A 22,107-nucleotide genomic window follows, 5' to 3' on the forward strand; every position below is an offset into this window, starting at 1 on the left:
AGACCGATCGAAACACGCAGGGTCGGACGCCGAACGAATTAACCAACAGAGTGGGATAGTACCCTCCGGCGTTGGTTAACAGCCGGGAAGGAGGTGTTCAGCCGTCTACAACTGTCCCGATGACCTCCTGCGCGGTCGAACTGATCCGGCCGAGTCGCTCCTGAATGCTCTCCGCATCGTCGTCCTGCCACGCGGCAAGATAGAACGCTGATCCGCTCGTATCTAGGTTGAAATACCGCCCGACGATGTACGCAACGGCTTCGGCTTCGACCTCGCGTTTTGCACGCTCGGGTTCGTCGTCGACATCGAAATGGAGCAGTGCGTGGGCGTACTCGTGAATCAACGTCACGGCGAGATCGGCCTGATTTGAGCGGGCTTTCGCTTCGACGACGGGTTGGCATCCGTGGAGAGTCCGGTGTTTGCAGACGCCTTTCGCGTCGCCATGCTCCCACTCGGCAGCGTCGACGACACGGACGTCGATATCGAGCGTAGCTGCTGCATCAAGGAGCGCTGGCACCAGGTCGTCGGCGTCACCAGCTGCCTCGGTTTCCAGCTCGGGGAGCGGTTCGCCCTCGGTTTGAGACACATCGAAGACTGCCGTTGGTTTGAATCCAACCAGTCCTTTCGACCACTCCTCGGGCGGCGTCTCGTCGTACTCACAGTCACTGTCCTCGTGGTAGCTCGGCGAGTTCTCGCATTCCGGGCACTGCTTGGTGATGATCGGCGCCCAGATCCAGATGGCCGACTCACCCTCCTTGACGTGGCGGTCGAACTCCTCCTGCCACGTCCGGTAGCCAGCCACCCGGCTCGCCTCGGGACACTGTCGCTTGATGAGGAGCGTGTTCCGATAGGAGTAGTCGTGGAAACGACTCTGGACATCGAGCCACTCTTGGAACTCTTCGCTGGCCTGCGCGTCGTCGACGCCGGCGACAAGGTCGTCGATCCACTGTTCGATGGTACTGTTCATCTCGTCTGATCGCGTGTCGGTCTGGTCGAAGGAGACCGACGAGTCTCTGGTCGTAGACATCGTGATCACCGAATCGAATTCACGGCGACTGCGTCTGTTCAGACCGCACCGCACCCTTCAGGGGCGTCCAAAAAACCGCTCTGTCGGTTAGCGGAGCTCGTGACGTTCGTCTGCAAAGCCGACCGTAACGAGGTACTCGAGGAACTCGTCGAACTGCTCGACGTCACTGGGCGTGTCGGTCGCAAGATGACGCGCCCACTCGATGGCCCACTGGAAGGCGGGATCCGTGCCGCCCTTGCCGTGAATGTACCACCACCGGGCCGCCTTGAGAACCACTATGGGATTCGTCGGCGGCTGCTCACCGGCGAGCCCACGGGTGATGGATTCGATTTCGTCGGGGACGTCGGCTGGATCGACCTCCGCTGATTGCGTGTTGTCGATATCGACGGGAATATCGTCGACCGAGACGTTGTCGGGACTCTGTTGTTGACTCACTGGAAGTCACCTCTGAGAGCTTTCGAAGGAGCCCTCGCCCTCTCTGGGGGCACGAAAAACAGGTCGCGAAGTCACGCCGGCGGGAGGTAGACGCTCTGATCGCCGGCGATTTCCTCTAGATTGTTCCGATGACGGTGGCTGAAGTAGCACTCGTAGCTGCAGTATCCACAGATTGCGCCGGTATCGTACTCGGCGACGTACGGGCCGCGGCGGGTTCGCCAGACGTTCGTCCCGCACTCGGTACAGGCGGCGTCCTCGAGATCGGCAGGGCTCGGTCCCTCGTACTCGACGTTGAGCCCCTCGTCTTGCGGTGTCGTTTCGGGCCAGATTCCGTGCGCCCTCCAGAACTCACGGACCCGAGCGAGGCTGTGGCGCACCGTCTTTCGGACGGTGACGTGGTCGGCGTCGCGACCGCTGTCGTCCCAGCCGTCGGCCGTCCAGAACTCACCGAACTGTGCGCCGCGATGCAGCCCGTTCCAGTCGACGCCGACGATATCGGCCGGTGGCTCGTCAGTGAGTGTCGGTCGGGTCAACTGTCGAATAGCGTCGAGCTGCTTGGGCGGACTCCCGCCGAGAATGTGGACGCGCCGCCCTCTCCAATCGGCTGGATCGGAGAAATCGTGGGCCAGGCGGTCGGCGTATCCCCGTGAATACCCGAGGACGAGGTTCTCAGGTATCGCGTCGATCACCGCCCGCGACTTCGGAACGACGATGAGCTCAGCTTCGGGGTAGCTCGCTTGGATTTCACGAGCAGCAGCGACGTGGGCGTCGACGTCGTCGATTTCGTCGACGTCCCCGATGACCCCGACACGTGGTTCGTACTCGAAAAAGCGGTCGACGAACCGCTCCAGATCGGGATCCCGAAAATCGTTGTCGAGCATCCCGACAGGAATCTCGAGGTTCAGGTACTGGTCCGTCTGGTACCCACAGTCTTCCCGAAACCCGGGGAGAAATCCGAGGGCGAGAGAATCGGCGACGAATGGGGCTCGATGGAGGAACGCCACATGGTCCGCTTGTCTGGCGACAGCGATGTCGCTAGCCGTGCTGGAGTCTGGACTCAAACCGAGGGACATAACGGAACTCGCGAGGCGGCTGTTGGTCGCCCCGCGCCCATTCAGGGGCCCGAAAAACCGCGGCACAGCATATTAACCAACAATAGGGAAACTCACGCGGAGTGTGTTGGTTAAGGACAGCGCTTACCCTTCGTCCTCACGCAACTCTTCAGCTTTCCACTTGAGCCGGCGCAGAATCTGCGTTCGATTTTGGTGGGCGTTCTCGTAGGCTACACACTCTTGCAAGGTTTCCATATCGGGAATCGTCGCGATCCCTGCCTTGATCAGGCCCGTGTTCGGTGCTTCCAGACGCTTCTCTGGAGGGAATTCGTCGCTCTCTTCGTCGTCAGTGGTTCCCATCTCAAAGAGCCTCCACCCCTTTGGGGCCGACACAAACAACTCTCCGGACGATAATGTCCACCTCTAATAGAGATGAAACCGATACAACGGTTACCGTAATGGTCATTCCCCGCGAGTGTTTACAGGCCCGCATGGAGCGAAAGACGATCTCAGTCACCGGGATGTCCTGCAACGGGTGCGAACAGAACGTGGAGACCGCCCTGCGAAACCTCGATGATGTGAATCGGATCGAGGCCGACCACGAAGCTGACACGGTCGACGTGGTCCTCGAGGATGGAGTCTCAGACGACGACGTGAACGCGGCAATCGAACAAGCTGGCTACGACGTAGTGGCTTAATCGGCTGTCACTCGGCCGTCTCCACGCTCGCCGTCGGTGCGGTCGTCGAGGGCGAACTCGGTGTTGACACCCTCGCCGGAGAGGAGCTGACCAGCGAAGCTGTTGGCGAGGACGGCCGAGACGGACAGCACCATCGCGAGCATCGCGAACACCGGGTGAACGAGCCCCGTGGTCGCGGCGGCGACACCGACCCCGTTGAACGCGAAGGCCGTCGCGAGGTTCTGACGGGTCTTCCGGTAGCTCTCGTTCCCGATCTCGTAGGCGTCCATCACGCCACCAAGCCGGTCGCCCATCAGGACGATGTCCGCCGATTCGATGGCGATGTCGGTCCCGGCGCCGATGGCGATCCCGATGTCGGCCTGCGTGAGTGCGGGAGCGTCGTTGATGCCGTCGCCGACCATCGCTACGCGGTGACCCTCGTCCTGCAGGCGACCGATCTCTTCGCGTTTCTCGTCGGGCAGCACGTCGGCCATGACGCGGTCGATACTGACCTCCTCGGCGACCGCGTCTGCGGTGCGCTCGTTGTCTCCAGTGATCATCACGGGCGTGATGCCGGCGTCTCGCATCCGTTGGATGGTCGCAGCGGCGTCGCTCTTGACCTCGTCACCGATACCGATCAGACCGAGTAGGTCACCGTCACGAACAACTCCGGCAACGGTGAGGCCGTGGCCCTGAAGTCGCTCGATGTCGTCGCTCCCCTTCGACAGGTCGATCCCCTCGTCGCTGAGCCATCCCGGTTTCCCGACCAGCACGTCGTCGCTGGCCACGGTTGCCCGGACGCCCTTGCCGGTCACGGAGTCGAAATCATCGGGGTCAGCGTACTCGACATCTTGCTCGTCGGCGAACTCGAGGATCGCATCTGCGAGCGGGTGTTCAGAGAAGGCCTCCGCGCTAGCCGCAGTCGTGAGTACATCCACCTCGTCGGCACCGAACGCGACGACTTCACTGACGGCGGGTTCGCCGACGGTGATGGTGCCGGTCTTGTCCAACACGATGTGGTCGACGTCGGGAAATATCTGGAAGGCGTCACCGGAGCGCATCAGGATGCCGCGGTTCGCCGCCTTCCCGCCACCCCGAATTAGGGCGAGCGGTGTCGCCATCCCAAGCGCACACGGATAGCCGAGGACGAGAACCGCCAAGGCTGCGAACGCCCCGCGCTGGACGTTGGGGGCTGCCCCCCACGCGAGTGGTGCGACCACCCAAAAGAGGAACGAGAGCGCGGCGATCGTCAAGACGCCGGGGACGAAATACTTGAGCACGCGGTCGGCGAGCTGGATGATGCCGGGCTTCATCGCCCGCGCCTCCTCGATCTCGCGGGCGACCTGGTTTAGGAACGCGTCCTCCCCGGTTGCAGTTACTTCGATGAGCAGCGTCCCGGTCTCGTTGACGCTGCCACCGATCACCGCGTCGCCGGCGGCCTTCTCTTCGGGAATGGACTCGCCGGTAGCGACCGACTCGTCGACCATCGATTCGCCCTCGACGACCGTGCCGTCGACGGGGATGTTTTCGCCGGGCTTGACGCGGACGCGATTGCCAACGTCGAGGTCGTCGACAGGGACCTCCTCGACATCACCGTCATCACTGACGCGGCGTGCCGTGTCGGGCTGGAGGTCGAGAAGGCCTTGGACGGCTCGGGAAGCTCGCGTGCGGACGATGAGGCTGGTGTACTCCGAAAGGATGTGATAGGTGGTGATGAACACGGAGACGGCGAAGAAGTGAACGGTCGGGAAGCTCGGGAAGACGAACAGGCCAAGCAGTCCACCCACGAGTCCGGCGAACGCGCCCGCTTCCAGGAGGACGTGCTGGTTGAAGATACCCCGGCGCACGCTCTGGAAGGCTTTCTCTTTGATATAGCGGCCGGGCCCGAACATCGTCCCGAGTGCCAGCCCCAGAGTCACCAGATCCATCCCGAGAGATGTTGACTCGAAGCGCCCCATCACGAAAATCATCCATCCCATCAGGGCAGCGATAACGATGGATGCGCCACCGGCGATGAGGAGGCGACGCTTGCCGTCGGAGAGTTCGGCCTGCTGTTGCTCGTACCGCTTCGCTTTGTCAGGGTCGCGGATGGTGTACCCGAGGTCTCGGAGCGTGTCCTTTACCTCGACCTCGCTCAGCAGGTCGTCGTCGTATTCGACGAGAACTTCCTCGTGGGCGAGACTCACGTCGACGTCCTCAACGCCGTCGGTTCGACTGTAGGCCTTCTTGATGCTCTCGGCACAGAACGAGCAGGACATCCCCCCGACGTTGAATTGGTCGTGTGTCGTTCCCATCGTACCTGTTGGTTATCGTGCGACGCGGATAACCATTATGACGAGAGTTATAGCGGTCTCGATATCATACTACCACTGTCGTTGGAATGGCGTTACTCTTACTGTCGTTGTCCGTCTATGTCGTCACAAGAATGACGCTCCTCGAATCTGACGTGCCGATCCGCGAAGTCGTGACGACGGACCCGGAGAAAGCGAAGGCACTGGAGAACGATGTCCGGGTGAAGATCCTCGACATGCTCGCAACCGAGGAAATGACGATCGAGGAGATCCACGACGAACTGCATCGTCGTGGCGAAGAAAAGGCGGAGACGACGGTGCGCCACCACGTGAACGTCCTGAAGGATGCGGGGATGGTCGAGATTGCCCGGCTCGAAGAAGCTGGTGGGGGGACGCGGAAGTACTACAAGTCGAACACGCGGATTTTTTCGTATGACCTACCAGAGGACGCTGAGCAGACGCTCGCTGGGGCGCAGGAAACCGCGGCAGCCGAATTAGCAGGGCTCGTTGAGACGCTCTATGGGGAGCACGGCGACGACATCGAAGCGGTGGCACGAGAAATGAAGCCGTGCGAGTACTGTGCAACACAGCATTACGAGGAGTTCGTCCTCCGTGAACTGCTAAATCGCGCGCTTATTGACCTTACTGAGAATGGGACGCTGGAGAGTGTTCGGCGTGATTCAGAAGACGCCGGCGATGAAGCCGAGTCCCATGACGATGAGGACGGTCGCTGAGAACAGCGGCAGGTACGGTGTATACCGCTCGACTGTTTCTTCGTACTCCTGATAGCCGGCGATGAGGAGCATCGTTAACCCGACAATGCCGACGATGACCGTCAGCGCATACGCAGTCATCAGCTCCAGACAGTACGTCGAACCGGCACAGAGGCCGATAATCTCGAATTCTTCTTCGTGAGCGAACCCGAGGACGAATGCGAACCAGGCGATTCCGAGGAGTCCGCGGTCGGCGTCAGGAGCCGGATCGGTCCCGTGCTCGTGGGAGTGCCCTCCGATTTTTCCAAGCCGAATTTTCACCCGTGTAAGGAGCCCATCCGGGGAGTGTTCGTGCGTGGGTGGCGTGCCGTGACTGTGGTGGCTCGACTGCTCCTCCGTATGCTCATCGTGGTCGTGTCCGTGGCTGTCCTCGTGCTGGTGAGAATGGCCGTGCGTGTACTCTCGAATCCCGAGTCCGATGAGTAAGACGCCTGCGACGATGCTGACTGGACCGCCGATGGAAACGCCGCCAAGAATCGAGATCGGCTCGTTCACTTGGGTCAGCTGAAAGTAGGATTTCGCGTAGAAGAACACGCCGACCATCGCCAGACTGCTAATGAGGTGGCCGATGCCGATCAGCGAGCTGGCGGCGAGTCCGTAGAGCCACTTATTGGATTGATCGAGTGCATAACTCGCGGCGACCGGCCATCCGTGTCCGGGCTCGATGCCGTGCACGAATCCGAGCGCAATCGCGCCGACCAACAGTGGAAACGCCTCGCCGTGGAGCATTCATATATTCCTCTATCCCTGCGCTGTATAGCGGTTGTTAAGACTGAAACGTGAATTCCGTAATAATCGAGGGGTCAAGACAGTAGGGGATCAATTGGGGAGTATGCGCACGAGCTTGAACGTGTCTGAGGACATTCTCGAGGAGTTCGACGAGACATGGCAGGCTGAGGGGTTGGACTCCCGCTCGCGGGCGATTCGTGAAGCGATGCAGGAATACATCGAGGGACATTCACAACTCGAGGAGGTTTCAGGCGAGGTCGTCGCTGTACTGGCATTCGATTACCAGCACCACGAGGTGATTCACGATCTCCATTCGGCCCAGCACCAGTTTCAGGACGTCATCGAAACGATGAGCCATACCCACCAGGGCGAGTGGTGTTTAGAGACCGTCTTCTGTCATGGCGATGCGGCGCGGGTGCGGGAACTCGTGTATCGGCTCCGTGATTTCGATGGGGTTGGTCGTGTGAAGACGATGCTCCTCCGCAGTACTGCGCCGGCCGACCCGGAGTGAGATTCACTCGATACAGCAGCTCATCGTCGATATGTCCCGTCGGAACGCCTGACAGGCCTGTTTGAACGCCTCGGAGAACGTCGGGAACGGGTGGACGGTGTCGATGATGTCGTCGACCGTGAGGCCGAACGTCACCGCAAGCGTGGCTTCCATAATTATGTCGGCGGCACGGGGGCCGACCATGTGGACGCCGACGATCTCGTCAGTCTCGTGGTGTTTGACGACTTGGACGAGGCCATCCGTGTTCTCGACGGCCTTCGCTCGCGGGACATCCGCCATCTGGACGGTTCGGCACGAGCAGGTGCCGTGCTCGTCCATATACTCGCGTTCTGTCGTCCCGACTGCGGCGACTTCCGGGCTGGTGAACACGACTGCTGGCACCGCGTCGTAGTCGATGCTGACGCCCTCGTTGCCGAACGCGTTCTTGACGGCGTGATTGCCCTCCTTGGCGGCGACGGTCTCCAGTTCGGGCTCGCCGATCACGTCGCCCGCCGCGTAGATGTCGGGATTCGTCGTCTGGAAGTACTCGTCGACACGAATCGTCCCGTCGGGGTTCGTTTCGATCCCAACCGTTTCGAGGCCGATGCCCTCGCTATTCGGCTGGACGCCGGTCGCGACGAACAGCGCGTCGCCGGTGACCGTTCGCTCGTCTCCGTCGATGGTCGTTTCGACGGCGACGCCTGACTGAATCGCTTCGGCGCCGCCGTCGGCTGCTAGCGTGCGGACGCGCTGGAAGTCGTTGCCGGTGATCACCTCGATGCCCTCCTCCTCGAATGCACGCTGCATCTCGCGACCAAGTTGGCCTTCCATGTCCGAGAGGACGCGGTCGGAGCGCTGGAGAACCGTCACGTCGATGCCGACACGGTGCAGGATCTGTCCCCACTCCAGCGCGATGTATCCCCCACCGAGCATTAGGATACTCTCGGGAAGGTCGCGCTCCTCGAGGATGGTCTCACTCGTGTAGTAGTCGACGTCGTAGAGGCCGTCGATGGGCGGCGCCCACGGTGAACTGCCGGTCGCGACGAGGGCCTTCTTCCCAGTAATGTGTGCGCCCTCGTCGGCGCCGTCGACGACCTCGATGGTAGTATCGTCGACCAGCTGGCCGTACCCCTCGTAGATGTCGATCTCGAAGTGCTCGGCGACGTCGACGTAGTTCTCCTGCCGGAACCGCTCGACGAGTTCGTCGGTGTCGTTGAGGGCGGCGGCCCAATCGACGGTCGGCTCCTCGGGGTATCGAACGGCGTCGAAGGGGTTCTCCGACGCTGCAGCTCCGCTCTCGGCGACGGCAAGGAGATGCTTACTCGGAACACAGCCGACGTTCACGCACGTCCCGCCGATGGGCAAGCCGGTATTCACCATCGCTGTCGAGAGATCGCGTCGACTCGCTTCGGTGATTGCGGCGAAGGCTGCGGCGCCGCCACCGAGAATCACGAGATCGTAGTCGGCTGTCTGAGTCATCTGTGCCTATACTTTACGACGGGAAGTTCTTGTACTCCAGAGTCCGAAGCTATGGAGTAGGTTGGAGGCCACGAAGCTATGGCAGACACTACGTCATCGGCGCCCGCGTGCGATGTCGAGGGGACGTGCTACTGTCCGCTCACGGGTGTCATCGACACGTTGAGCCGGAAATACGCGATGCAACTCGTCAGCATCATCGGCGCACACGATTCGCTGCGGTTCGCGGAGATTGAGGAGCACCTCCCGACGGCGAGTACCTCGACAATCTCGAAACGACTCGACGAGTTCGAGGAGGCAGGACTCGTCTCACGGACGCAGTACAACGAAATTCCACCACGCGTCGAATACGCGCTAACTGACGAGGGTGATGAGATTCGTTCGAGATTAGAACCGCTTCTTGAGTGGGCGACGGCGAACTCCTGACGTACGGACTTTAGTGAATTTCATCCCACATCAAGTGGTGAGCAATTCAGATCGGAGTGCTGACCCAATGACTATCCTGTCTTCGTGTGCTACTATGTCGTATGATAAACGAGGGAGCGTCTGCACCGTCATTTACTCTTCCGGGTCTCCGTGACGGAGAACAAACCGGGTACTGCTTGGATGAGTCAACAGCCAATGATCGGGCTGCGTTGCTGGTATTTTACCCGTTTGATTTCAGTCCTATTTGTACAAACGAACTGTGTGCGATTCGCGATGCAGAGTGGTTTCAGCTAACGCCCGCTCTCGATGTCTGGGCAATTTCTGGTGACAGCGTCTACGCCCATCGAGCATTCGCCGAGGAATACGGCCTCAATTTCCCGTTACTTAGTGATAGTTCCGGGCGGGTTGCCGAGTCATATGACATCTGTTATGATGAATGGGAGAACCACGAGCGCGTCCCGCAGCGTGCCGTGTTTCTCATTGATTCCGAGCAAACGATTCGATACGCCTGGGCGACAGAAGATGCACTCGAGAAGCCGGATTTCTTCCCGGTTAAAGACGCTCTTGATACGCTTGAAGCGGAACGTGATGAATTCGGTCCTGAGGATGTCGAATTAGTAGTCGAATATAACGAGGAACCGGAATCTCTAACGTAGACTGCTATTTTAGGATTGTATCAGTGAACGCCGCTCCGACAATCAGCTCATGGCATCTTGGAACCGCTCACGAAGCGCGTCCTCGCGCTCCTCGAACTGGTTGACCTTCTCTTGCAGATCGTCGCTGATGCGCTCGATGCTCGCGAGCGCGCGCTCGCCGGCGAGCGACGCCTGCGACCCGTCATCGCCGTCTGTCTCCAGCTCCTCCTCGTAAGCGCGTTCGACGCGCTCGATGGTGCCCTCCGGGTTGAACAGGATGTCGTTGGCCGTGCGAACGTAGCCGTCCAGCGACGCACCCTCCTTGCCTTGGAAGAAGTGGGTGAGCGCGTACGTGGCGCCGGAATGCAGCGTCCACATATCGATCTCGACGGGGGAGGTCGCGTTGGCCTCCGCATCACTCGCAGCGCGCTCGGCCAGGTAGTCCGGGAAGCCCAGAAGACTGTAAAACTCCGTGACGGTGAACGGGAGCTCCGAGAAGTCGAGGTCGATGTCCTGGGCGTCCCGGATGAACTCGAATAGGTCGTCGGCGACGAGTTCGACCTGTGCGAGAAGCTCCTCCCACCAGGTGCGGAAGTTCCGCACGTCGCCGACGTGTTTGATGACCTCCTTGTCGGTGAGCGAACGCATCGTATTTGAACAGTACCCGTCCTGGGCGAACCCCTCGACGTAGACGGCGTGCTCACCGAAGAAGTCGTAGCCCGACGTGACGCCCATCGTGATCGGGTCCGACCGGCCGGGAAGGCGCACTTCGAGGCCGTCGAACATGATGTCCATATGGACCTCGCCGCCGCCCCGGTAGCGACGAATCTCGCCGAACATCACGTCACCCAGCGGCGTTCGGTCGATAGTCTCCTCCCGAAGGACCTCCTCCAGAGGGCCGTAGACGTCGACCGGGTTGATGATCGAGTACGAGTCGGTCGGAATATGGAACAAAGAATCCGTTTCGGCGTCCTCCTCACGGGCCTGCTCTCGAGCGCGACTCGGCTCGACGAGCGCGTTGAACCGCTCCGTCTCGACCCACTCGTCGGTGTACGGATTCTGGTACGCCACGGTCGTCTCGACGGCCTGCGGGAGGTCGCGGATCGCCTCAGCGAAGCTCACGGTGTCTTTGCCGCCGTGACGCTGACGATACCACTCGGGTAGTTCGGTGTCGGTACGTCCATCGACGCCTGCGAAGATGGTTCTCGACTCTGGGTCTTTCATCGTAGTCACCTCGACGCAGGAACGCTCATCGACGGCTGCCTGCATCGTCTCGCGCCCTGCGCCCCTCTGCCGGGCGCAACAACAACACCACGTTAACCAACACTAACCTAGGAAGCGGCTGTCTGTTGGTTAATCGAACCACCGTCGGGAAACTGTCGCACTGTCGTTACTCGGTGCTGGAGCGGCGTAGCCGAACCTGCTCCGGGTTCGGAACCCAGGGATGGTCCTCCCAGCAGTGAAGGGCGTGAGCATGGGGCGACTCGAACTCGGCTCCGCAGGATCCACACTCGTAGACATCGTCGGGCCAGGGCTCACTGACGTACATCGCTGTCACCGTCGTCCCAACCGGCTCGGGAGCTCCGCTTCGCTGAACGTACCGGTAGCCGCGAACCGTCCGTTGACGGATCGCTGTCCGGGCAATCTCGGCGGGTTTGCCGTCGGGGAGATACACCCAGCGAACGAAGTCGTCGACCGACTCCTTGGCCGAGGGCTGGAGGATGAACCACCGCTCGTGGGCATCCCGGAACAGGTAGCGTTCAGTTCCCCTGTTTTGGAGGTACACCGGGTCACCTTGGCCGGGGATGAGTCGCAGCCCCTGGGCCGGTGATATCGGGTCCAACAGTCGCTCGACTACAGATGGATCGCGCTCCGGCTGGTTGTCCGAGTCTTCCTCTGCTGCAAACTCATCGAGACGAGCATTCGTAGTCACGGAGCCCACCGTCCGAGTGAGGACTGTTCCCGCTCAGACTCATCAGGAACTTCACAGAGGAACCGCCACTTCGGCCGCTCTCGGATTTGCTTGTCGGGCCGGTTACCTGCCTGTCCGGGTTCCGTTTTCCCGGCGCAGTGCCAGCCCTTGTCTCTGAGCGCTTTAATCATCGAGCCGTCGAAGTCAGCTCGCACGAACGTCAGCAGAAGGCGAACGCCTCGCCGCCGACCGTGCCGACGCACGAATCGTTCCATCGACCGGGCGAGGGCGGCGGAGGCGAGATTCGGGAAGTCGACGCCGATGCAGATCCGTGCTGCCTCGACGATCTCGTCACCCTCGTATCGCGTGCCGTCGTAGTCCAGCGAGCGAATCAGTGGATAGCGCCACGTAATCGCACCCAGTAGCTGGTCCTGGTAACAGAGCCCGTGATGAACGAGGTTCGTCCGCGGGACACTGTCCATATAGGAATGATGGGCTTCGTAGATCGCGCCGGCGACGTGCCGTGGGATCGATTCGATATGGACGCGCTCTGCGAACCGCAGGCCGAGCGGCGCCGTGACCGGCTGGCCGTCGCGATGAATGGGACACGAGCACCCCTCGGGAGTGCGCGTGTACTGGAACCCGGTACTCCGCCGCTGGCCGGGAGAACGTGTCTGAGTCACGAGTCGGTGCCGTCAGTCTGCTCTTGCCAGTCGTTGTACCGCTCCAGTTCGCGACCGATTTTCTCGAGCGCCTCGACCCCGCGTTCGAGCAGCTGGTGGGTGGCTCGTGACAGCCGAATTGTCTCCATCAGCACTCCCCCTCCGGTGGCTCGATGAGGTTGTTGCTCTCGTCGACCAGGGCCCGGATGGCCTGCTCGACATCGGCATCGTCCGAAACCGTCCGGCTCGCCAGGGGTGCCGGATAGGCGCGATCGCCCTGATTACAGAGGACGGCCAGCCAGCCGTCGGTTCCCTCCCCAAGCACGATGTAGTGGTCGCGATCAGCCCGCTGGAAGACTCGCCGGTCAGGGCGAGTGACCGTTCGCCAGTTCTCGGGGAGTGTCGGTGACGGCCCCCCGCCGTCGGGAAGGGCGACGACGTCGTCGGCGATCGTCGCCATCGCCGCGTCGATTTCTTCGCCGGTGAGGTGCCAGCACGCCGCCGGGCCGTCACACTCGAGCTGGCTGATCACGCAATTCCGGAACCCAATGTAGTGTTCTCTCGCGATCTGGGCGTCGTTGTAGTAGTCGAGGAGGAGCCCACAGGCGAGCTGTGCGGGCCCGCTTCCAGCGTATCCCCACTCGAAGCCTGTCGGGCTGTGGTTGACCAGATCGAGACTTCGATCGGGAGTGAGACGCTGGTGTTCGGAGAGATTCAGAACGACGGCCTGGCCGTCGATGCGAAAGCCGACGTATTCGACGGAGTCGTCGCGACGGTTAGCGAGCGCTTCTGTCTGGACTACGTTCGACGTGGTGCGTCGGGCGTTCCCGTTCATCGGTACGTTGCGGGAGTGGTGACCCCCGCACCCCTCTCGGGGGTTCTACAAACAGAGCCGGAAACGCCCTCACCGTCCCTACTGGCTAGCTGCGGGGAACTCGAACCCGCCGGTGTCGGTCTGTGACTCCTCCGAGTCGGTAGTTTCTGATTGGACTGCCTGGCGGGCGTCTTCCAGTTCCTCGCGGCGGTCGTCGACGCTCTGGTGGATGCTAATGTCGTGCTGCTCGCAGAGCGCTCGCTCGACCGCGAAGGTCATCTCGTCGAAATCGACTGCCGTGATGTCGACGTCCTCCGGTGAGGGCGTCTCATCAGCCACGTCGATGTCTCGCGACCAGGTATCGGCCGAAATGTCGCTGGTCGGGAGCCGCCACTCGTCACCCTCGAGCTCTTCACGCAGGTACTGCGCGAACTCCTTGTAGTGGTCGAGTGCGATCTTCTTCGTCGCTGAATCGGCCAGCAGCGCGATCGCGAGTTGATCGATGCAGGCCTCGTCGGCCTCCGGTCCCCAGTCGAATCCACCAGGAGCGCGGCGCAAGACGTGGAGGTGCTTGTCCAGTACGTCGCCATCGGGCGTGTACACCAGCTGTCCACCCATACAGCGTTCACCGCGGTACGCTCGGCCGCCGGTCATCGGAACCCACCCTCCCAGTGACCCATACCTCGTGGTCGTTCTGGGGGCTGGCGGGGGAAGGAATCCGACGGCCGACGGGCGGTATCTGGACCAGGTCCGGCTCCCTGATTGCTCCCACTCGCGGCCTCGGTTGGTCGGGGCCCGACGTACATCGGTTTTCGCGCTTGACTTCGCTCCGTGACGACCTCCCGATGGAGCATCGTACAGAGCTCCATGACGCTCTTGGCGAGGTCGAACGCCGCTGCTCGCGACCGGAGGTCGTGCTGACTGAAGAGGATCGTCCCATCGGCTCGATCGATCCGGACCAGCCAGTCCGAGGGTTGCTGGACGTGGCAAAGGACGGATTTCGAGAACTCGTAGGCGAACACGAAATGGTCGTCATCTGTTCGGCGTTGCAACCACCAGTTGTCGGGGGCGCTCTCGCTGTTGCTCTCAGAACTCATCGGTAATCCGGGACGAATGTGTCGTCCCGCACCCCTTGCGGGACGAACAACAACACCAGCGCTCACGTCGTCGCGACTTCGTCGCCACCGTCGGCAACGTATATAGTCATAGCAAGATACTGTCCAATTACATTCGGATGGCTGTACTGGACGACCTCTCGGGATTCGAGTTCGAGGACTTGATGGAGGACGTCTTCCGGAACCTCGGCTACGAAAACGTCCGCCAGGCCGAGCGGACGGCCGACGAGGGGCGCGACGTCATCATGGAGGAGATCGTCGACGGCACGCGACGGGCGATCATCGTCGAGTGCAAGCACACCGGGACGGTCGGCCGGCCGGTCGTCCAGAAGCTGCACTCGGCCATCGCGACGTTCGACTTCGACGGCCCGAAGCGAGGGATGGTCGCCACCACAGGTCGATTTACGAACCCTGCCGAGGAGTACGCTGACCGGCTCCAGCGGAACGACGATCCCTATCCCATCGAGCTGATCGACGGCGAGGACCTTCGGGAGATCGCCGACGAAATCGGTCTCGATCTCTACAACGGGCGCATCGAGATCCTCTGTGACGAGACGCTCCGACCGTACGATCCGGCGGCGGATGTCGACGCACCTGTCCAGGAGGCGTTCCGCGACATTGAGAACATCGAGGCCGCGGATCTGCCGGTGCCGCACTCGCAAGTGACGTTCCGACCAGTGGTTGCGATCACCGCCGACACGAACTCTGTCTTCGAGACCTCAGTCGGTGTCATCCACCGGATCAACGACCGCACACAGTTCGTTGTCCACGCTGAGCGCGGCCATCCGAAGGTGGCCGACGACGAAGTCGCGACGCTGGTCACCGAGAACTTCCACGCGACGGTCCCCCTCGATACCGGGCAGTTTACCGAGGTATTCGACGACGTCGACGAACGACGGTTCGGCCAGACCCAAACGGAGTACAAGGAGTGGGCTGTTGACCGCCTCCAGGATTACCACACGACGACGGTGACCTACACCGGCGACAATAACGTCACGTACAACAAGACCTGTGAGCCGAATCTCTCGGACATCTCAGTGCAATCGATTGAGCCGGTGTATCTACCTGAGGTTCGGCAGACGACAGAGATACTGGAGTACTCGTATCCGTACGAATACTATGCTGCTGGCCCCTCACGGGTCACTCTGGAGGACGGGATTCATCGCTGCGTCCACTGCGAAACGAGCGGCGTCGACGAGACGTACACCTACTGTCCGAACTGCGGGGCGATCGCCTGCGACACCCACATCAAGACCGAACGGCTCGAAGGGGAGCCGGTCTGTACCGGCTGTGCGGTGACCGAACGGTTCGCGCTGAAGAGGAAGTACTTCTACGACGAGGAGAACCTCGACGCGTTCCGCAAGGAGTACGCCGAGATGCCCCTCCACGAGAAGGCGATGGAGAACAAGCTGCTTGCTGGAGGGAGCGTGGTTGCGACGCTGCTGCTCGTCGTCGGACTACTCGTGATCGGCGGCATCATCTAACCCATCGAAATTTTCCGCCAGACTGCGTGGTTGGTGTTACGCGACTCCGTACTGGTCTTTGAGTGCCATATATTCGTTCTTTTTTGGGAGGATGACTGGCAGATCATCTGTTCTGTCGAAGTCGCCCTGAAGTGGCCGATACAACGCTTTCACAGTGGGTTCCAGGTCGTACCACTGTGCGGTCTCGACGAGTGTCTCCTGATCGATATCCTCCGCCTCGATCAGCAGCATCGAATAGCTGACCCGCCTAGATCCGCTATCCAGAAGGAGCGTATGGCATACGACTTCAGCAGGCGTTAGGTCTTCGTCCGGAGCATACCAGAACGGAGGCTCGCCGGCGAGGAAAAACTGTAGACCATACGCTGTAAACCGACCCAGTCCGGTCATCTCCCAGTCCGGAGCTGCTTGGAGTGCGTCCGTATCCTCGTCGGTCTGCAGGCGAACGAGTGCTCGCTTCGGATCGCACCACGCGATCGTGGCACTGGGAGCGATTTCCCGGACTCGGGCTCGATGTTCGTGCTCTACAGTAGCCCGGGCGAACGCCAACAGCGGCGAGACTTCGTCATGAAGGGCGTACTTCGAATCAGATCTGGAGAGTAGTGCTCGGTGCTTGAGCGGTGATAACGCGCTGTGGACACCTTGTCGAGTGATTCCGAGCCGGTCTGCGATACCAGCGATGTGTCGTGGTCTATCGAGATACCAACACACGCGGAGTGTGGCTGGGGAGAGCAGTTCCGTCCAGTCTACGTGGCTGAACTCCGACTGCAGCGTTCGATACGCTTCGGTAACTGGATGTTCCGCGATGCGGACACGACGCTGATTGCTGGACCCACGGGTTTCTGTGAGCAATCCCGCTGCGAGCAATTCGTTGAGTACGTCGTACAGATGTTCTCGTGAATATCCGGTTTCGGCCGCGAGTTCCGCCGGTGTTGCTTCACGGCCGGTACTCAGCGCGTCAAGCACGGCGAGTCCGGCCTTCGAAATCATCTGGGTCTTTCTAAACCCTAACTATATAAATACGATTTGGGATTTTACTTGACGACTGCTTCGTCCCGGACCAGTTCTGCGAGCGCGTCCTCGAGCGACCCGTGGAACTGCCAGCTCGCCTGCTCGAAGGCCTCGTCGGTCGGGCCGTCCCAGCGGGGGAACGCGGAGTGACCGCTCACTTTGACTGTCCACTCGGTCGGCTCGTCGAACGGGTTCTCCGTCGGGAGTTCGACGACGTAGAGGTACTCCTCGTCGCCGTGGATGCCGTCGGCCGGATTCTCGACGCCGTGGCCCAGCAGGAACAGCGGCTGGTCCAGGTGCTCCATATTGGACGGCTCGAGGAGATCCGCTGGCTGAGCCGCGTCGATCGTTCGCTCTGGGTCGCCATCCAGGTAGAGGTCGACCGTCGAGAGCTTGTCGAGGAACACGAAGGTCGCCGCCGTGTAGCCCGGTCCCCGCTCTGCGCGGGTCGCATCGAGAAGCTCTTTCAGTTGTGCGAGATCCCGGAGGACGCTCCCGGGATACCCGTCCGAATGCCGGTACACCTGCGCGACGCGGTCGGCGCTGCCATCTGTCTCACCGGTCTGTTCGACTCGTTGGACGAATCGGAGTTGGCTCCGTGTCGACATCGGTACTCGCCGGCGCGTGTGCGCCGGCACCCATCGCCGGCGCTGAAACAACACCACACAGTCGTAGCGGGATTGCAATCCGCTACGCGAGATGTGACACCTCGTCTGGTTCCTCCACGTCGTCGAATTCACCACGCTCGACCGGCTCCCAATCCTCCCCAGGTGCTGGACTCCACCAGTCGATCTCATAGGCACCCGGTGCACCGAGGATTTTTGCCCGTGCCGAGCCGTCAGGCAGGTCGCGGCGGAGCTTCTCGTCGACGTGAAGGTTCCACGTTGAGTCGGTGTCGAAGCACGCGAGCACAGCCTCCTCGTAGCCACGGTCTTCTCGAGACTCTTGGAGGACGACCTGCGTGTTACAGTTCTTGCAGAACACTCCCTCGAAGGGAATGTGGGTGAACACTTCCTGCCCGCAGACGGGACACCAGAGGAACTCGAACAGTGCCTCGCTGTGTCGGTCGAGTACTTCGAGACTCATTGTTGGACCGACCCGGTTCGACCGGGTCACTCTCTCCGCCCCGGCCGAAAAACACCCTGCGTGTGTACGTCCTCAGCGTTCAGGGCCGTAGACGATGCGCGAGGGGGCTTCGTACCCACAGTCCGGACAGTCGTACCAGCGCTGTACCGTCGCTCCATCAGCTGTCTTCTCACCGACGAGGACGTCGTCGTTTGGACACTCCGGACAGTTCAGTTCGGGCGCTGGCCGCTCCCGAAGCGCATCCCGGAACGTTGTCGCCTCCTTCGTCTCGAAGCCTCGCGACCAGATCGGGTAGCCGTCGACGAGGATCGCTCCGCGCCACTTGTACCGGTATGAATCCGGCGCCCGGTGTAGAACAGCTCGCGCTCCAGTCTCGGTGTTTCGATACGCGAGTGTTGGTGAGCGACTCTCTCGTGACCAGTTGGTGATTCGTGGCATCGTTGGTCAGAAATGAACGTCTGCGGGGACGATCCAGAGCGTCTGGCTGTCCTCGTCTTCCTCGAGGACTCGGTCGAGCTGGCCTCGATGCCGAATCCCCTGGGCGTGCTGGTCGTACATCGGGATTGAGGGCCCTTCGTACGCGCCGACCTGGTGGAACGCGTGGCGGGCGAGGTCCTCGTCGCGCATGATCGCCTCGTCGCTGAGCTCGTCGAGCGCCTCCTTCACGCGGTCGAGATTCCGCTGAAACTCCTCTTTCGTGGCCTTCCAAGCCCGGTCGAGCAGTTCACCGCCCTCCTCTGAGTTGATGGGGGCCGCCGTCGGCAGGTCACCCCAGCGGGCCTTCCCGGCGACCGTCGTGTCGTCTTCATCGAACGTGACGTAGTAATCAAACACGGCGCAGCCGTGGGGATTCGCGCCGACGAGACGGTCGAAGACTGCTTTCCCCTCGACCAGGGCGTCGTGCTGTGTCGGTGCTTCCACCAGCGCGTAGATGACCATATGCATCTGGTTCACCTCGGAGTGCCGACTCACCGGGCGCCGCTCGGCGCTGTCTGCTCGGTGCGCCGGCACCCATCGCCGGCGCTCGAAAAACCTCGCTTCGGGAGACCGCGTTCAGGAATCGGCAGTCTGCTCGACGGTGATCGTCAGGTCGCCCGACTCGTAGTCGGCCTCGAAGTCGGTGCTGAACGCGTCGGAGTCGTAGGCGGCGTGGTAGGCACGGTGCAGTTCGAGCGACCCGGTCGCCTTGAAGTGGAAGAACGCGGCCGCCGTGTAGGGTTGGCTCTGGGTTTCGATCTGCGTCTCGACAGAGGCCGGGAGCGCGATTTGTGGTGTGTCCGTATCGATACTCGTAGCGAACGCCTTCGCTTCCTCGACGGTCGCCTGCGAATGTGCGGGTGTCTCGCCGGTGAGCACGTTTACCGGCGTCTCGGTATCGTCAGTGAACAGGACATCGTGGAAGGTGCGCGTCCCGAGGACTGCGTCGGGACTTAACTCGCAATCGTGGAGTGGATCGTCGTCTGGATTCTCGGGCATCAAATCAGAGCCTGCGGTGGGGCTCAGTCTCTACTGCCCCAGACAAACTGCAAATTGTCTCGATAGAGCGCAGGAAAGTCGCGAAAGAGGAGCGTCCTGCCCGCACTTCCCGCCGCAGAGTCAGGTGTCGGAGAACCGATCGGGCTCGATTCGCGACAACCGCATCGCGTTCCCGGTGACACCGAGGCTCATCCCCATATCACCGACAACGACCGCCAACGCAACGCTGACCAGCCCCAGTGGCACGCCCAGCGCGAGCAGGAACTTCACGCCGAGACTCGCCCAGATGTTCTGCCGGATCACCCCGTTGGCCGTATGCGACAGGTCGTACAGGTACGGGAGTTTCCCGACGTCGTCGCCCATCAACGCAATATCGGCCGTCTCGAGAGCGGTGTCGGTGCCGGCCGCGCCCATCGCGATGCCGACCTCCGCGGTGGCGAGCGCGGGCGCGTCGTTGATGCCGTCACCGACCATCGCGACATCACCGTACTCTGCCTGTAACTCCTCGACAGCGTCGACCTTCTCGTCGGGCAGGAGTTCGGCGCGATACTCATCGACCCCGACCTGCTCGGCGATTGCGCGGGCGGTGCCCTCGTTGTCGCCGGTGAGCATCACCACGCGCTCGACGCCCAGCTCGTGCAGGCGTTCGACGGCCCGCTTCGAGGCCGGGCGAACCTCGTCGGCGATGGCGATCGCACCCAGCAGTTTCGACTCCGTCCCGACGATAACGACAGTCTTGCCCTCCCGCTCCAGCGCGGAGAGGGCATCCTCGGCGAACGCCCCGTTCTCGCCCTCGGTCGCCTCTTCCGTCATAACGCCGCCGTCCGTCTCGCGGCGTGCCCGAGCGAGGTCGAAGCCCAGTTCCTCGAAGAGCGCGGGCTTGCCCGCATAGTACGTCTCGCCGCCGATCTCGCCGCGGATGCCCTTCCCAGTGAGGCTCTCGAAACCCGTCGGGTCGGGCAGGTTGCCCACGCCCGCCTCCTCAGCACGGGCGAGAATCGCCGTAGCAATGGGATGCTCACTGCGCTGCTCCAGCCCAGCGGCGCGACGGAGCAGATCGTCCTCCGTAGTGTCACCCACCGGAACGACGTCGGTGACGGCGAGTTCGCCCTTGGTGAGCGTCCCGGTCTTGTCGACGGCGACGGCGTCGACCTCGCCCATCGCTTCCAGGTAATTTCCGCCCTTGATCAGGACGCCGTTCTTCGCGGCGCTCGTGATGCCCGACACCACCGAGACGGGTGTGGAGATGACGAACGCACACGGGCAGGCGATCACCAGCAGCGTGAGCCCACGGATGAACCACGTCTGCCAGTCGCCCGCGAAGGTGAACCCGTAACCGGCTAGGTCCACCGCCACCGGATCAGCGATAACCAGCGGCGGGATAGCGGCGGTCAGGATTGCCAGCACGACGACGAGGGGTGTGTAGTAGCCGGAGAAGCTGTCGACGAACTGCTCAGACTCGGTCTTCTTCGCCTGTGCGCCCTGTACCATTTCGATAATACGCGAGAGCGTCGAATCGCCAGCGGTCGAGGTGACCTCTACCTCGAGGTACCCCTCTTCGTTGATCGCGCCGGCGTACACCTCGTCGCCGGTGGTCTTGTCGACGGGGACGCTCTCGCCCGTGATCGGCGACTGGTCGACTGCACTCTCGCCTTCGATGACCGTCCCGTCGAGCGGAATCTTGTCGCCAGGGCGGACGACGACGGTCTCGCCAACGTCGACCTCCTCGACGGAAACGGTCACTTCCTCACCATCGCGACGGACGGTCGCCTCGTCGGGCGAGAGTTCCATCAGCTCGCGCAGAGAATCCCGTGCCCTGTCCATCGCATAGTCCTCGAGCAGTTCGGCGATGCTGAACAGGACGGCCAGCGTCGCGGCCTCGACGAAGTAGCCGATGCCGGTTGCGGCGATGATCGCTGTCCCCATCAGGAGGTCGATGTCGAGGCTTCGGTTCTTCGCGGAGTAGTACCCGCTGCGGACGACCGGGATGCCACTGGCCGCGACGGCACCGAGGAACAGGACATCTGCGATGTGTAGCGGGTAGTCGAGGATGCTCGCTATCGCGACGTTCTGGCCGGTGAGAAGGAACTCGAAGACTAGACCAAGGATGACGAACGCTGCGCCGAGCCACGTCTTCTTCGCGCGAGAACTCGTCCAGACCTCCGAAGGTGGCGCGATATCGACGCCGTCGGCAGACTCGTCGGTTTCGTCGTCTGCTCCGCCGATCACGTCATAGCCGGCGGCTTCGATCGCCGCGACGACGTCGGCTTTGGTAGTCCGGTCCGGATCGTACTTGATGGTAGCTGTCCCGGTGGTCGGCTGGAGCGTGGCCTCAACGACGCCGTCGACGCGCTGGAGGCTCTTGTCGACTTTTTGCGCACACGACGGACAGTCCATCTCGGGGACCGTGAGACGGGCAGTCAACTCCCGCTGCCCGCCGCCGTTCGGTGGTCCCGCTGTATCCACATCGGAATTCTCTGTCATCACCTCACGGTAGGAGCGGGAGTTCGATATGTCTTTGTTGGAATATTCCAACCGC

General features: G+C 61.8%; 27 protein-coding genes. 6 read left to right on the forward strand and 21 right to left on the reverse strand.

Annotated elements, in window-relative coordinates:
- Positions 1–97: 97 nt before the first annotated feature.
- From E3374_RS12640 to E3374_RS12655, 4 genes are all read right to left on the reverse strand, one after another.
- On the reverse strand, positions 98–1,027 hold the full coding sequence (locus E3374_RS12640; protein ID WP_136689359.1) for an ArdC-like ssDNA-binding domain-containing protein: 930 nt from the start codon (positions 1,025–1,027) through the stop codon (positions 98–100).
- An 87-nt stretch (positions 1,028–1,114) separates the two neighbouring features.
- On the reverse strand, positions 1,115–1,462 hold the full coding sequence (locus E3374_RS12645) for a hypothetical protein (RefSeq protein WP_089649951.1): 348 nt from the start codon (positions 1,460–1,462) through the stop codon (positions 1,115–1,117).
- Positions 1,463–1,533: 71 nt separating this feature from the next.
- Complete coding sequence (locus tag E3374_RS12650; protein WP_011222476.1) at positions 1,534–2,535, reverse strand: DUF6610 family protein; 1,002 nt, start codon at positions 2,533–2,535, stop codon at positions 1,534–1,536.
- A gap of 123 nt (positions 2,536–2,658) precedes the next feature.
- Complete coding sequence (locus E3374_RS12655) at positions 2,659–2,874, reverse strand: hypothetical protein (RefSeq protein ID WP_089649990.1); 216 nt, start codon at positions 2,872–2,874, stop codon at positions 2,659–2,661.
- A gap of 131 nt (positions 2,875–3,005) precedes the next feature.
- Here E3374_RS12655 and E3374_RS12660 point away from each other — a divergent pair, with 131 nt between their 5' ends.
- A complete protein-coding gene (locus E3374_RS12660; RefSeq protein ID WP_049938502.1) occupies positions 3,006–3,212 on the forward strand; it encodes a heavy-metal-associated domain-containing protein in 207 nt (68 codons plus the stop codon).
- Here the strand turns inward: E3374_RS12660 and E3374_RS12665 are convergent.
- Complete coding sequence (locus E3374_RS12665; RefSeq protein ID WP_103992929.1) at positions 3,209–5,485, reverse strand: heavy metal translocating P-type ATPase; 2,277 nt, start codon at positions 5,483–5,485, stop codon at positions 3,209–3,211. The genes E3374_RS12660 and E3374_RS12665 overlap by 4 nt on opposite strands.
- Before the next feature lie 131 nt (positions 5,486–5,616).
- Here E3374_RS12665 and E3374_RS12670 point away from each other — a divergent pair, with 131 nt between their 5' ends.
- Entirely contained in the window at positions 5,617–6,216 is a 600-nt protein-coding gene (locus E3374_RS12670) for an ArsR/SmtB family transcription factor (protein WP_136689360.1), read from the forward strand.
- On the opposite strand, the gene E3374_RS12675 is transcribed toward E3374_RS12670, so the two are convergent.
- A complete protein-coding gene (locus E3374_RS12675; RefSeq protein WP_103992928.1) occupies positions 6,163–6,984 on the reverse strand; it encodes a sulfite exporter TauE/SafE family protein in 822 nt (273 codons plus the stop codon). The genes E3374_RS12670 and E3374_RS12675 overlap by 54 nt on opposite strands.
- A 103-nt stretch (positions 6,985–7,087) precedes the next feature.
- On the opposite strand from E3374_RS12675, the gene E3374_RS12680 reads away from it, so the two are divergent.
- On the forward strand, positions 7,088–7,495 hold the full coding sequence (locus E3374_RS12680) for a CopG family ribbon-helix-helix protein (protein WP_011222470.1): 408 nt from the start codon (positions 7,088–7,090) through the stop codon (positions 7,493–7,495).
- A gap of 3 nt (positions 7,496–7,498) precedes the next feature.
- Here E3374_RS12680 and merA read toward each other — a convergent pair whose 3' ends face one another.
- A complete protein-coding gene (merA, locus tag E3374_RS12685) occupies positions 7,499–8,953 on the reverse strand; it encodes a mercury(II) reductase (protein WP_103992927.1) in 1,455 nt (484 codons plus the stop codon).
- A 78-nt stretch (positions 8,954–9,031) separates the two neighbouring features.
- Here merA and E3374_RS12690 point away from each other — a divergent pair, with 78 nt between their 5' ends.
- Entirely contained in the window at positions 9,032–9,376 is a 345-nt protein-coding gene (locus E3374_RS12690; protein WP_089649946.1) for a winged helix-turn-helix transcriptional regulator, read from the forward strand.
- 101 nt (positions 9,377–9,477) lie between these two features.
- Complete coding sequence (locus E3374_RS12695) at positions 9,478–10,032, forward strand: peroxiredoxin (protein ID WP_089649945.1); 555 nt, start codon at positions 9,478–9,480, stop codon at positions 10,030–10,032.
- A gap of 42 nt (positions 10,033–10,074) precedes the next feature.
- Here the strand turns inward: E3374_RS12695 and E3374_RS12700 are convergent, their stop codons facing one another.
- The 7 genes from E3374_RS12700 to E3374_RS12725 all read right to left on the reverse strand — a co-directional run bounded on the left by E3374_RS12700 (position 10,075) and on the right by E3374_RS12725 (position 14,496).
- Positions 10,075–11,235, reverse strand: coding sequence for a hypothetical protein (locus tag E3374_RS12700; RefSeq protein ID WP_240728576.1), 1,161 nt, complete (start codon positions 11,233–11,235; stop codon positions 10,075–10,077).
- A 166-nt stretch (positions 11,236–11,401) separates the two neighbouring features.
- On the reverse strand, positions 11,402–11,944 hold the full coding sequence (locus E3374_RS12705; RefSeq protein ID WP_200820959.1) for a hypothetical protein: 543 nt from the start codon (positions 11,942–11,944) through the stop codon (positions 11,402–11,404).
- A complete protein-coding gene (locus E3374_RS12710; RefSeq protein ID WP_103992925.1) occupies positions 11,941–12,606 on the reverse strand; it encodes a hypothetical protein in 666 nt (221 codons plus the stop codon). The genes E3374_RS12705 and E3374_RS12710 overlap by 4 nt, the downstream gene beginning before the upstream one ends.
- Positions 12,603–12,734: a hypothetical protein gene (locus tag E3374_RS17905; RefSeq protein ID WP_268806888.1), complete on the reverse strand. Its 132-nt coding sequence runs from the start codon at positions 12,732–12,734 to the stop codon at positions 12,603–12,605. The genes E3374_RS12710 and E3374_RS17905 overlap by 4 nt, the downstream gene beginning before the upstream one ends.
- Complete coding sequence (locus E3374_RS12715) at positions 12,734–13,420, reverse strand: DUF6166 domain-containing protein (protein ID WP_103992924.1); 687 nt, start codon at positions 13,418–13,420, stop codon at positions 12,734–12,736. The genes E3374_RS17905 and E3374_RS12715 overlap by 1 nt, the downstream gene beginning before the upstream one ends.
- Positions 13,421–13,498: 78 nt before the next feature.
- Positions 13,499–14,053, reverse strand: coding sequence for a DUF6166 domain-containing protein (locus E3374_RS12720; RefSeq protein ID WP_103992923.1), 555 nt, complete (start codon positions 14,051–14,053; stop codon positions 13,499–13,501).
- Entirely contained in the window at positions 14,050–14,496 is a 447-nt protein-coding gene (locus tag E3374_RS12725) for a hypothetical protein (RefSeq protein ID WP_011222459.1), read from the reverse strand. The genes E3374_RS12720 and E3374_RS12725 overlap by 4 nt, the downstream gene beginning before the upstream one ends.
- 137 nt (positions 14,497–14,633) lie before the next feature.
- Between E3374_RS12725 and E3374_RS12730 the strand changes: the two genes are divergently transcribed.
- Positions 14,634–15,998, forward strand: coding sequence for a restriction endonuclease (locus tag E3374_RS12730; RefSeq protein ID WP_011222458.1), 1,365 nt, complete (start codon positions 14,634–14,636; stop codon positions 15,996–15,998).
- 36 nt (positions 15,999–16,034) lie between these two features.
- On the opposite strand, the gene E3374_RS12735 is transcribed toward E3374_RS12730, so the two are convergent.
- From E3374_RS12735 to E3374_RS12765, 7 genes are all read right to left on the reverse strand, one after another.
- Positions 16,035–16,985: a helix-turn-helix domain-containing protein gene (locus tag E3374_RS12735; RefSeq protein ID WP_103992922.1), complete on the reverse strand. Its 951-nt coding sequence runs from the start codon at positions 16,983–16,985 to the stop codon at positions 16,035–16,037.
- Positions 16,986–17,029: 44 nt separating this feature from the next.
- Positions 17,030–17,614 (reverse strand): hypothetical protein, encoded by a 585-nt coding sequence (locus E3374_RS12740; RefSeq protein ID WP_011222456.1) that lies wholly within the window; start codon positions 17,612–17,614, stop codon positions 17,030–17,032.
- Positions 17,615–17,696: 82 nt separating this feature from the next.
- A complete protein-coding gene (locus tag E3374_RS12745; protein ID WP_011222455.1) occupies positions 17,697–18,092 on the reverse strand; it encodes a DUF7567 family protein in 396 nt (131 codons plus the stop codon).
- A 72-nt stretch (positions 18,093–18,164) separates the two neighbouring features.
- Positions 18,165–18,530 (reverse strand): DUF7568 family protein, encoded by a 366-nt coding sequence (locus tag E3374_RS12750; protein WP_011222454.1) that lies wholly within the window; start codon positions 18,528–18,530, stop codon positions 18,165–18,167.
- 6 nt (positions 18,531–18,536) lie between these two features.
- Complete coding sequence (locus E3374_RS12755; RefSeq protein ID WP_011222453.1) at positions 18,537–19,037, reverse strand: PX domain-containing protein; 501 nt, start codon at positions 19,035–19,037, stop codon at positions 18,537–18,539.
- A gap of 108 nt (positions 19,038–19,145) precedes the next feature.
- Positions 19,146–19,568: a hypothetical protein gene (locus E3374_RS12760; RefSeq protein WP_011222452.1), complete on the reverse strand. Its 423-nt coding sequence runs from the start codon at positions 19,566–19,568 to the stop codon at positions 19,146–19,148.
- 120 nt (positions 19,569–19,688) lie between these two features.
- Entirely contained in the window at positions 19,689–22,052 is a 2,364-nt protein-coding gene (locus E3374_RS12765) for a heavy metal translocating P-type ATPase (protein ID WP_011222451.1), read from the reverse strand.
- Positions 22,053–22,107 lie beyond the last annotated feature (55 nt).

Source organism: Halorhabdus amylolytica (assembly GCF_004944975.1).
GTDB classification, from domain to species: Archaea; Halobacteriota; Halobacteria; order Halobacteriales; family Haloarculaceae; genus Halorhabdus; species Halorhabdus amylolytica.

Bases quoted from the DNA above. Each gene is read 5' to 3' on its own strand.
- E3374_RS12670 (WP_136689360.1), top strand. From the start codon at position 5,617: ATGACGCTCCTCGAATCTGACGTGCCGATCCGCGAAGTCGTGACGACG.
- E3374_RS12720 (WP_103992923.1), bottom strand. From the start codon at position 14,053: ATGACCGGCGGCCGAGCGTACCGCGGTGAACGCTGTATGGGTGGACAG.
- E3374_RS12715 (WP_103992924.1), bottom strand. From the start codon at position 13,420: ATGAACGGGAACGCCCGACGCACCACGTCGAACGTAGTCCAGACAGAA.
- E3374_RS12750 (WP_011222454.1), bottom strand. From the start codon at position 18,530: ATGCCACGAATCACCAACTGGTCACGAGAGAGTCGCTCACCAACACTC.
- E3374_RS12760 (WP_011222452.1), bottom strand. From the start codon at position 19,568: ATGCCCGAGAATCCAGACGACGATCCACTCCACGATTGCGAGTTAAGT.
- E3374_RS12730 (WP_011222458.1), top strand. From the start codon at position 14,634: ATGGCTGTACTGGACGACCTCTCGGGATTCGAGTTCGAGGACTTGATG.
- E3374_RS12765 (WP_011222451.1), bottom strand. From the start codon at position 22,052: ATGACAGAGAATTCCGATGTGGATACAGCGGGACCACCGAACGGCGGC.
- E3374_RS12690 (WP_089649946.1), top strand. From the start codon at position 9,032: ATGGCAGACACTACGTCATCGGCGCCCGCGTGCGATGTCGAGGGGACG.
- E3374_RS12680 (WP_011222470.1), top strand. From the start codon at position 7,088: ATGCGCACGAGCTTGAACGTGTCTGAGGACATTCTCGAGGAGTTCGAC.
- E3374_RS12655 (WP_089649990.1), bottom strand. From the start codon at position 2,874: ATGGGAACCACTGACGACGAAGAGAGCGACGAATTCCCTCCAGAGAAG.
- E3374_RS12725 (WP_011222459.1), bottom strand. From the start codon at position 14,496: ATGAGTTCTGAGAGCAACAGCGAGAGCGCCCCCGACAACTGGTGGTTG.
- E3374_RS12650 (WP_011222476.1), bottom strand. From the start codon at position 2,535: ATGTCCCTCGGTTTGAGTCCAGACTCCAGCACGGCTAGCGACATCGCT.
- E3374_RS12675 (WP_103992928.1), bottom strand. From the start codon at position 6,984: ATGCTCCACGGCGAGGCGTTTCCACTGTTGGTCGGCGCGATTGCGCTC.
- merA (WP_103992927.1), bottom strand. From the start codon at position 8,953: ATGACTCAGACAGCCGACTACGATCTCGTGATTCTCGGTGGCGGCGCC.
- E3374_RS12700 (WP_240728576.1), bottom strand. From the start codon at position 11,235: ATGAAAGACCCAGAGTCGAGAACCATCTTCGCAGGCGTCGATGGACGT.
- E3374_RS17905 (WP_268806888.1), bottom strand. From the start codon at position 12,734: ATGGAGACAATTCGGCTGTCACGAGCCACCCACCAGCTGCTCGAACGC.
- E3374_RS12755 (WP_011222453.1), bottom strand. From the start codon at position 19,037: ATGCATATGGTCATCTACGCGCTGGTGGAAGCACCGACACAGCACGAC.
- E3374_RS12695 (WP_089649945.1), top strand. From the start codon at position 9,478: ATGATAAACGAGGGAGCGTCTGCACCGTCATTTACTCTTCCGGGTCTC.
- E3374_RS12735 (WP_103992922.1), bottom strand. From the start codon at position 16,985: ATGATTTCGAAGGCCGGACTCGCCGTGCTTGACGCGCTGAGTACCGGC.
- E3374_RS12660 (WP_049938502.1), top strand. From the start codon at position 3,006: ATGGAGCGAAAGACGATCTCAGTCACCGGGATGTCCTGCAACGGGTGC.
- E3374_RS12745 (WP_011222455.1), bottom strand. From the start codon at position 18,092: ATGAGTCTCGAAGTACTCGACCGACACAGCGAGGCACTGTTCGAGTTC.
- E3374_RS12665 (WP_103992929.1), bottom strand. From the start codon at position 5,485: ATGGGAACGACACACGACCAATTCAACGTCGGGGGGATGTCCTGCTCG.
- E3374_RS12740 (WP_011222456.1), bottom strand. From the start codon at position 17,614: ATGTCGACACGGAGCCAACTCCGATTCGTCCAACGAGTCGAACAGACC.
- E3374_RS12640 (WP_136689359.1), bottom strand. From the start codon at position 1,027: ATGTCTACGACCAGAGACTCGTCGGTCTCCTTCGACCAGACCGACACG.